Genomic DNA, 9114 nt, shown 5'->3' with positions numbered 1-9114 from the left:
CGTCGCGATATTGGTAAAGTTGATAAAGGCCCCACTGGCCCAGCCGCCGGAACGGCGTCTTCCAGCCCTCGTGGGGAAGTTCGATGTTGAAGATCGGCAGGTCTGGGACAGTTTTGCCGGCGACCAGTTGCGCCAGGCAGCGACCTGCCATGGCCGAGTACATGACCCCCTGTTGCCGTCGTAGCCCAGCGAATAGAATAGCCCCGACGTACGGGCAGGCTGGTAATACGGGGCATCATGTCGTGGCTGACATCGACCCAGCCCCACCAGCTGTAGTCCAGCTCGATCCCGCGCAATGCAGGGAACTTTCCGGTCGCTCCATGAATAGCCGCACTTCCATGGATTGGGATAAACCACCTCAAGCATCAAAGTTCGGCTTGTTATTGCCCACATCGGATGCGTCATTCAGCTATGGGTAAGGTCATCATATCTTTCGATGAGATTAGAACGGTCTCTCAGGTCCGCATCGGCCTGTGACAGGTCCTCAATCAAATGCAGGATTGCGGTGCAGTCCTGGTCTGCTCGATCCCATGCAAATGCCTGAGCGTAGACCGTCCGAGCACTAGCACCGAGAAGAAGGGGGCAAGAGAGCTCGTCTCCCAGCTCCAAACTGAGTTTCAGATCCTTAAGTCCCATACGGAGGGGGAAATCCGGCTTGATATCGCCAGCAAGCACCTTGCGAGGAAAATTCGTCGTCAACTGTCCCCGGCCCGCCGGGGTCAATGCTAACAACTTCAAGGCCTGAGCACGGTCGATCCCGGCCTTGCGTGCAAGCGTCAGACCCTCGGCAGCAAGCAGCATCCCCACAAGTGACATGTAATTGTTGATCAACTTCAGGCGTATACCCGCACCTTGGGGTCCAACGTGAAAGACCTGCTCGCAGAAGGAGTCGAGGATTGGCGTCACTTCGGCAATATCGTGTTTCGCCCCCCCTGCGATGGCGAGCAGTGTTCCAGCATGTGCATGCTCCGGCGTCCTTGCGACTGGAACATCGACCATGCGAAGACCTGCCGCATCCAGCTCACGCGCGATAATGCGACTTTCCTGCGCATTGATCGTGCTCATCTCCAGAACAATGGATGCCTTCGTGGCGCCCTTGACCGCCCCCTCTGGCCCGAAAAGTGCCTGGCGTACGTCTTTGGCCGTCGGAAGCATAGTGATAATGGCTGCCGCGCCGCGGGCGGCATCCATGGCGTTGAGTGCAACCTTGCAATCCTCGTGCACGAATGCCTCTCGTGCTCCGGGAAATGCGTCATGAACCGAAACCCGAAAGCCGGTCTTGATGAGATGTCTTGCCATGGGCGCACCCATCGTCCCGACGCCAATGAAGGCAATGGACGATGGCGGAGTTATTGTCTGCATGAATCACTCCTTGTTGGCGGCCTCTTACGAGGCCACCGCTCTTACTGGTTATTTGCCCACGCCTTCAGTTCCGGATCAGCTTCGATCATCTGCAGATATTCATCGCTGATGAAGCTTTCTGGCTCTAGCTTCTGTTGGATTGTTCCGGTCTCTATCAGGTAGTCCATGAAGCTATCGAATGCCTGATCGATAGTTGACGGCCCTGACGCGCGCGAGAACGCTTCTAGCTGCTGTTCAAGACTGTATTGCTGGCGATCCTGAGACATTTCCTGAAGCATGTACTTGTCTTCAATCAGGACACCGTTCTTAGCGTAGAATTCTTTCAGCATCGTCTGCGCTTCTTCTTGGTTGTTCTTGATCCATTGGATTGCGCGCAGATAGGTGGCCAGAAACTTCGCCACCGCTTGCTTGTCTGCCTCGGCGTACTCAGGCCGTACAACGATGGCCGAGAGCAGGAACAGATCCGCGTCGGCAGCCGAGCACAAGCGGACCGCACCGGCATGCTGCTCGATCGTGTAGGCAAAGGGCGTAAAAGTCGCCGCAAGCGTTCCCTCGCCGTTCGTAAAGGCCGAGACAATCTGACTCGGGGACAGGTTCACGAACTGCATGTCACCCTTCTGAAGTCCGAGCTTGGAAAGACAGCCCCAAGCCGCGTACTCCGCCGTCGAGTTGGTCGAGAGCAGGAACGGCTTGCCTTTCAAGAGGGAGGGATCATCCCGGATCTGCTCTGCCTGATCAGGTCGGGCGAGGACGACATTGGCATTGCCTTCGACAGTCGCCACGCCGATTGTCTGAAGGCCGATCCGCGATGCCCCTAGAACGGCGGGCGGCGCGCCGATCAGACCCACATCCCAGTCACCTGCTGCGGCTGCGGCAATCTGCGGCGCGCCGGACGGAAACATGGTAAACTGTGGGTCAAGGCCGGCTTCTTCCCACCATCCTTTGGCAGTCGCGATCTCAATCCCAAGCCCGTAGATTGCCGGCTGATAGCTGATGCTGATCGCAACCTTATCAGACTGCGCAAATGCCGGGACGCCTAAGAATAGCAAGCCTCCGCCGACAAAACTTAAAAAGGTCGCCTTTACTTTGTTCATTGTGATCCTCCCTTTTGTACTTACGTTACTCATCGTCCATTTGGCTCCGCAGTAGTCTCCAGACGCGGGTGCGAAGGTGGACAAAGGACGGCAGATCCATCACCTCGTCGATGCCAAGTTCTTGCCATGCTTCGGATGTCCGCACGTCGGACACGTCGATGATTTCCCTAATACAACCCGGCTTTTTCCCCATCACGACGATGCGGTCGGCGAGGTACACGGCTTCTTCGACGGAATGCGTGATGAATAGCACCGTGCGCGGATTGTCCCGGGCAAGCCGCACCAGTTCTTCCTGCATGACTGTTCGAGTCTGGGCATCAAGTGCGCCGAAAGGTTCGTCCATCAGCAGAACATCGGGGTCGATCACATATGACCGCGCAAGCGCAACCCGCTGCTGCATGCCGCCTGAGAGTTGATGGGGATAGCTGTCGGCATGACCGTCGAGATGCATCATCTTGATGTAGTGATCGACAAGTTTGCGCTTTTCCGAGGCCGCGGTGCCCGTGCAGGTCAGACCGAAGCCGATGTTTTCTCGCACGGTGCGCCACGGCAGCAATGCAAACTGCTGGAACACCACGGCCCGGTCAGGTCCCGGCGCGCGAACGACCCGACCATTCACCGTGACCCGCCCCTCGGTTGGAAATTCAAGTCCCGCGACCATGCGCATCAACGTCGTCTTTCCACAGCCCGAAGGCCCGACGATTGCGATGAATTCTTTGTCTCGAACCGCCAACGATACGTCGGCAATTGCCTCGTAAGCTCCGAATTTTCTTCCAACGTTATGAAACTCGATCGCGCTCATTACTGGCTCCCCCCGCCTTGGCTCCACTTTCGGCTGATGCTTTGCTCGATCACCCTGAGGCTGAAATCGATGAGAAGCCCGATACAGCCGATCGTTATCATTCCGGCCATGACGATATCGGTGGCAAAGTTCGCTTGCCCCTGCACCATCAGGTATCCAATTCCCGAGGACACTACGATCAGCTCTGCGCCGATCAGGGACTGCCAGCCGATGCCGGCGCTGAGCCTGACGCCAGTCACGATAGACGGAAGGGATCCTGGCAGCAGCACATCCTTGATCACGCGATAGTTCGAGGCCCCAAGTGTTCGGACCGCTTCGATCAGGCGCTTGTCGACCATCTTGGCTCCGCGATACGCGTTGATCAGACAAGGTGGAAACGCGCCTGAGAATATGATCAGCAACGGCCCACCTATTCCCGTGCCGAACCATAGGACGGCAAAGGGCACCCAAGAGATCGGCGCAATGAAACGCAACATCTCGAAGAACGGCGTGACCAGGTCATCGAGCCACTCGAACCACCCCATCATCAGGCCAAGCGGTATACCGATCAGGACGGCGAGCCCGAAGCCTAGCAGATAGCGACCAAGGCTCGAGACCAAGTGTTCCTGCAGGGTTGAGCCGGCGAAGGACTCGTGCATCAGCCTCAGGATGGTCGATGCGACGGTCTCAGGCCCGGGCAGCATCCTCGCCTCGATCAAGCCCGAGTGGCTTACGCCTAACCATAGCCCCAGCAGCGCAAGGAAACCCGCAACTGTCCACCACACCCTGACGGATATTGGCATGATTTCATCGAGCGTGCTCATGCGAACCTCCATGCCAGAAGGCGTTGTTCGATCACGGTGAGAACTTTGGTCATTCCCGCGCCCAGCGCCGCCACGCACAGCATCGCAACCAGGATCATGCCGGGGTAGATATCCTGCCCCGCAATCACCAGAACGCGACCAATACCAAAAAATGCGCCGACAAGTTCGGCCGCGACCAGAGTTGTCCAGCAAGCCTGCAGGGACAGGCGCAGTCCCGTGAATACCATTGGCAGAGCGCCGGGCAGTTGTACTTCTCTCAGCACCCTGCCGGGGGAAGCGCCATGAACACGCGCCGCTGCGATCAGCGTCTTGTCGACAGTACGAATGCCGGCAAGCGTGTTCAGAACGCACGGCACGAAAGCGGCGTACCAGATAACGAAGATCTTCGAGGTATCACCCAATCCGAACCACAAGATCGCCAGCGGGATCCAGGCGAGTGGTGGAATAGGACGCAGAAGAAGAAACGTCGGATTGATGAAAAGCTGCGCCCTGCGGCTAATCCCCATGATGATCCCCAGTGCGACACCTGAGGATGCCGCAACGGCGAACCCCAGCAGAACAAGTCTCGAACTGTGCCAGACCTGTTCCCAAAGTAATCCCCCGCCATATCCGGTGAAGATCAGTTGGCGCGCTGCTGACCAGGTATCCAGCGGACTTGGAAACCGGACTGGACTTACCAGCTTCAAACCCATTGTGACGACTGCCCACAGGCATAATACAATCACCAGTCCAGCAAGACTGATCAACGTCCTGCGTTGCGGCAGGTAACGTCTGATGTTCATCCCGGCGGCGTCGCCGCCGCCTGCTACATTATCTGTCAAACGATGTTCCTCCCCGACACCTAGTCGCATTGCTTTCTTGGAAAACGTCGATTTGGTATCGTAACCATCTTAATCATGGTAACGATACCTTTGTAAACTGTCTTGTACCGACTGGCCAAAAATTTCATTAGCAGTCGGCGTGCTGCCATGTAAAAAACCTAAATGGAGTGGTGACAATGGCTAGGAAAACTGAGCCGTCGCGATCGGTGACCATGCGCGATGTCGCCGCCGAAGCTGGGGTCGCCGCAATCACCGTCTCGCGGGCGCTGAGCAGCCCAGACCGCGTCTCGCCCCACCTGTTGGAGAAGGTGCAGGCTGCGGCGAAAAAGCTTCAATATACGCCCAATATTGCCGCCGGAACGCTTCGCTCTCAAAAAAGCCGGATCGTTGCCGTTATTGTGCCGACGATTGCACACTCGATCTTCGCCGAGACGATCCAGGTGATGTCCGGTATTTTTCGGCCGGCAGGCTATCACCTGCTGATCGGCCACAGCGGCTATTCGCTGGAAGAGGAAGAATCTTTAGTGACTGCGTTTCTGGCTCGTAAACCGGACGCCATCATCCTGACGGGCTATACCCACTCTGCGACAACAATCGATCTGATTGCCCGCGCGGAAGTTCCGCTGGTCGAAATCTGGAACATCCCTGACGAGCCGCGTGATACGGTTGTGGGTATTTCGAATTTCGATGCTGCGCAGGCCATGACGAGACTGCTGATACGCAAAGGTTACCGAAAGATCGGCTACATCGGCGGCCCTCGTGAAAACAACGACCGTGTTGAGCAACGCGAACGTGGTTTTGCTGCAGCCCTGCAGGAAGCAGGGTTGGAAGTTCCCGAACGCGGCATTGTTCGGAAGCCGCTAGAATTTGAGAATGGCGCCCGCGCTTTGACCGAACTGTTATCGCAAAATTCCGAACTCGACGCAGTCTTCGCGGCATCCGACATTCTGGCCATCGGGGTTCTGATGGAGTGTCAGAATCAAGGCATCCGTGTGCCCGAACAGCTTGCCGTAGTGGGTTTTGACGATGTCGGCCTTGCCAGTTACACAAGCCCCCCGTTAACCACCGTTCGCGTGCCGAGAGAAGAGATTGGTCGTCGTGCCGCCCAAGAAGTGCTGAAGCGGCTCTCCGGTGGTAGCACAGAGCCGCGCATTATTGACCTAGGCTTTGAGATAATCGAACGACGCAGCGCCTGAACCGACACTCGAACCATTGACATCGATACCATTGTAGGCAACAGTCCTTGGTAACGATACCAAGGGGGTGGAACGATGCGAGGTCACTTAGGCCAGACGTCAACAGCGGAACTCGCCGAACGCGCACGCCGGATAAGACAATCGGTCATCCAGATGATCGCGCCTCGCGGACAGGGATACGTTGCACAGGGGCTCGGCGCCGCCGACATATTTGCGACGCTGTACTTCGACGAACTCAGGTTGGATCCGTCGCGTCCTGATTGGGAAGAACGTGATCGTTGCATTCTGTCTACGGCGCATAACTCCGCTGTCTTCCTCGCGACATTAGCGGAAAGAGGCTTCTTCCCGACATCCCGCCTTGCCGAATACACGACGGACGGCTCAGCGCTAGAAATCAATGTATCCGAACGAATGGGCCCGGTGGTTGAGGCCACCTGCGGATCCTTGGGTCAGGGGCTTTCGGTTGCTGTCGGAATGGCCCTCTCGGCGCGGCGCAAAGACCAAGATCACCGGATATATGTCATTCTAGGTGATGGGGAGTTACAGGAGGGGCAGGTCTGGGAGGCGGCCATGGCTGCTGGCAGCTATGGGTTATCCAATATCTGCCTGATCATCGACCTGAACTGGATGCAAGTGGAGGGCGACACCGACCTCATTCTGAAAATGCGTCCGATCGCCGAGAAATGGGATGCATTCGGGTGGAATGTCGAGTTCGCAGACGGGAACGATATCGACCAACTCAGGGCCGCTTTGGACCGGTCCCGTAGCGTCACCAACAAGCCCAGCGTCATCATCGCCGAGACTTTAGTCGGAAAGGGCATCGAGTTCCTCGAAGGAAAGAAAAGCCATAACATGAAGCTTCCTCCCGAACTGGCCGCCCGCGCGCTGGAAGCCTTGGAGATTTCCAGATGAAGAATGCTTTGGACACACTGGATGTCGGCGACTTCGCATCACCCGTCAACGTCTACGGGAACGCGAATATGCCCAGTCTCTATGGCGAAGCGATCGTCCGCCTTGCCGAGGCTGATGCTCGCGTGGTCTGCCTCGGAGCGGACTTGACCGCATCCACTGAAACGAACCTGTTTCAGGATCGTTTCCCGGACAGGCTGTTCCACATGGGCATCGCCGAAGCCAACATGGTCGGCGCGGCTGCGGGAATGGCGCGTTCGGGTGATATTCCCTTTCTCCACAGCTTCAGCGTCTTCGCGACTCGGCGGTGCTATGATCAGATAGCCATGCAAATGGCCTATCCCCGGACTAACGTGAAGATCGCCGGCTTCATGCCGGGCCTGTCCACATTGCTCGGCGTTTCGCACCAGGCTATCGATGATGTCGCCCTTATCAGGGCTTTGCCGAACATGATGGTAATGGAGCCTGGTCTACCGGAGGACGTCCATGCAATCGTACAAGCAGCTTATCTCATGACAGGCCCCGTCTATATGCGGATGAGAAGATTTGAGAATCCTGCAAACCCCTCTATTCCAGTAAGCGCGAATGATGTGCTGAAGGGGAGGATACTGCGCGAGGGCAATGATGTCGCGATCCTGACCAGCGGGATGATGGTCGATGTCAGCTTGCAGGCAGCCGAAGCGCTTGCATCCACTGGTGTTGAGGCTAGGGTCATCAACATCTGCACCTTGAAACCATTGAACGAAGACATCGTCACCACCGCGGCAAAGGAGTGCGGCGCGGTTGTCACGGCAGAAAATCACTCGATCATCGGAGGACTGGGATCCGCCGTTGCGGAAACCCTGATGGAGGCAGGTCTAACTGTACCATTCAAGCGCGTTGGCATTGCCGACACCTTCGCCGAGGGTGGATCGACACCCTATCTGTTCCAGAAATACGGACTGAGCGCTGCCGCCGTTGAAAACGCCGCAAAGTCGCTTTTGGCAGGATGAACCCACGTTCCAGTTCACAGCTTAACCGCACACCTGACAACCAACGAGCACGGCCCTGAGAGCGCACAGGTAGCAAAGCCAGCGCCTCTATGTGTCCCATCCCGTCATGCTGGTATTGTGCCCTCTTTGATTACGGGCCTGCAGTTGCCCTGACTGTATCCTCCGTCGTGTATCCTCTCAGGGGTAGTTTGAGGACTCTGCGAGGCCTTGAATAACTCCCTATCCGACCACCTCTCCGGCTGCTGCTCCGTGTATTACGGGCTTTATTGAGCGGCTTAGGGGGCATCTGGCAGCCCGGAGGCCTAGCGGCCTTTTAACACTTCTTTGTCCTGCAGCTCCTTGGCCAGACGTGTTGATTTCCANCTTCTTCTTGCGTGCTGCTGCAGCTGAACTGGCTTTGAAGCGGAAGCTGTCGTTTCCGGTCTCCAGGATGTGGCAGCGGTGGGTGAGCCGGTCGAGCAATGCGGTGGTCATCTTGGCATCGCCGAACACTGTGGCCCATTCGCTGAAGCTGAGGTTGGTGGTGATGACGACGCTAGTGCGTTCGTAAAGCTTGCTCAGCAAATGGAAGAGCAGCGCCCCGCCCGAGGCGCTGAAGGGCAGATATCCCAACTCATCAAGGATCACGAGATCGAGGCGGGTCAGGCTTTCGGCAATCTGCCCGGCCTTGCCCTTGGCCTTCTCCTGTTCGAGGGCGTTGACCAGTTCAATGGTGGAGAAGAAGCGGACCTTGCGGCGGTGATGCTCGATGGCGTGGACGCCGAGGGCGGTTGCGATGTGGGTCTTTCCGGTGCCCGGGCCGCCGATCAGGACGATGTTCTGGGCCCCGTCCATGAACTCGCAGCGGTGGAGTTGCCGGACTGTGGCTTCGTTGATCTCGCTGGCTGAGAAGTCGAAGCCCGAGAGGTCCTTGTAGGCGGGGAAGCGTGCGGCCTTCATGTGATAGGCGATGGAGCGGACCTCGCGCTCGGCCAGTTCGGCTTTCAGCAGTTGAGACAGGATCGGCACGGCTGCGTCAAAGGCCGGCGCAGCCTGTTCTATCAAGTCGGTGACAGCCTGTGCCATGCCGTGCATCTTCAGGCTGCGAAGCATGATGACGATGGCACCGCTGGCGGGATCATGACGCATGACGGCC

8 protein-coding genes and 1 pseudogene are annotated in these 9114 nt (G+C 57.4%); 3 read left to right on the top strand and 6 right to left on the bottom strand.

Features of this window, described 5'->3' with window-relative positions; translation table 11 throughout:
• Positions 1–405 precede the first annotated feature (405 nt).
• From IE224_RS20115 to IE224_RS20095, 5 genes are read right to left on the bottom strand one after another with little or no spacing between them, the layout of a single operon-like run.
• Complete coding sequence (locus tag IE224_RS20115; protein ID WP_191313221.1) at positions 406–1362, bottom strand: NAD(P)-dependent oxidoreductase; 957 nt, start codon at positions 1360–1362, stop codon at positions 406–408.
• 41 nt (positions 1363–1403) lie between these two features.
• Positions 1404–2456, bottom strand: a complete 1053-nt coding sequence (locus IE224_RS20110; protein WP_191313219.1) for an ABC transporter substrate-binding protein — start codon at positions 2454–2456, stop codon at positions 1404–1406.
• Positions 2457–2481: 25 nt separating this feature from the next.
• Complete coding sequence (locus IE224_RS20105) at positions 2482–3258, bottom strand: ABC transporter ATP-binding protein (RefSeq protein WP_191313216.1); 777 nt, start codon at positions 3256–3258, stop codon at positions 2482–2484.
• Positions 3258–4061, bottom strand: coding sequence for an ABC transporter permease (locus IE224_RS20100; RefSeq protein ID WP_202380379.1), 804 nt, complete (start codon positions 4059–4061; stop codon positions 3258–3260). The genes IE224_RS20105 and IE224_RS20100 overlap by 1 nt, the downstream gene beginning before the upstream one ends.
• Complete coding sequence (locus tag IE224_RS20095) at positions 4058–4882, bottom strand: ABC transporter permease (RefSeq protein ID WP_202380378.1); 825 nt, start codon at positions 4880–4882, stop codon at positions 4058–4060. Before IE224_RS20095 ends, IE224_RS20100 begins: the two co-directional genes overlap by 4 nt.
• Before the next feature lie 212 nt (positions 4883–5094).
• On the opposite strand from IE224_RS20095, the gene IE224_RS20090 reads away from it, so the two are divergent.
• The 3 genes from IE224_RS20090 to IE224_RS20080 all read left to right on the top strand — a co-directional run bounded on the left by IE224_RS20090 (position 5095) and on the right by IE224_RS20080 (position 7979).
• Positions 5095–6078: a LacI family DNA-binding transcriptional regulator gene (locus IE224_RS20090; RefSeq protein ID WP_191313213.1), complete on the top strand. Its 984-nt coding sequence runs from the start codon at positions 5095–5097 to the stop codon at positions 6076–6078.
• A 75-nt stretch (positions 6079–6153) separates the two neighbouring features.
• Positions 6154–6990, top strand: coding sequence for a transketolase (locus IE224_RS20085; RefSeq protein ID WP_268246570.1), 837 nt, complete (start codon positions 6154–6156; stop codon positions 6988–6990).
• Entirely contained in the window at positions 6987–7979 is a 993-nt protein-coding gene (locus IE224_RS20080) for a transketolase family protein (protein ID WP_202380377.1), read from the top strand. The genes IE224_RS20085 and IE224_RS20080 overlap by 4 nt, the downstream gene beginning before the upstream one ends.
• Positions 7980–8342: 363 nt before the next feature.
• Here the strand turns inward: IE224_RS20080 and istB are convergent.
• Positions 8343–9107 (bottom strand): annotated as a pseudogene (istB, locus tag IE224_RS20075) (IS21-like element helper ATPase IstB); the annotation flags it as partial.
• Between the last annotated feature and the right edge of the window lie 7 nt (positions 9108–9114).

Source organism: Paracoccus aerius (genome assembly GCF_014656455.1).
GTDB lineage: Bacteria > Pseudomonadota > Alphaproteobacteria > Rhodobacterales > Rhodobacteraceae > Paracoccus > Paracoccus aerius.
This window is presented reverse-complemented; position numbering and strand designations above follow the sequence as displayed.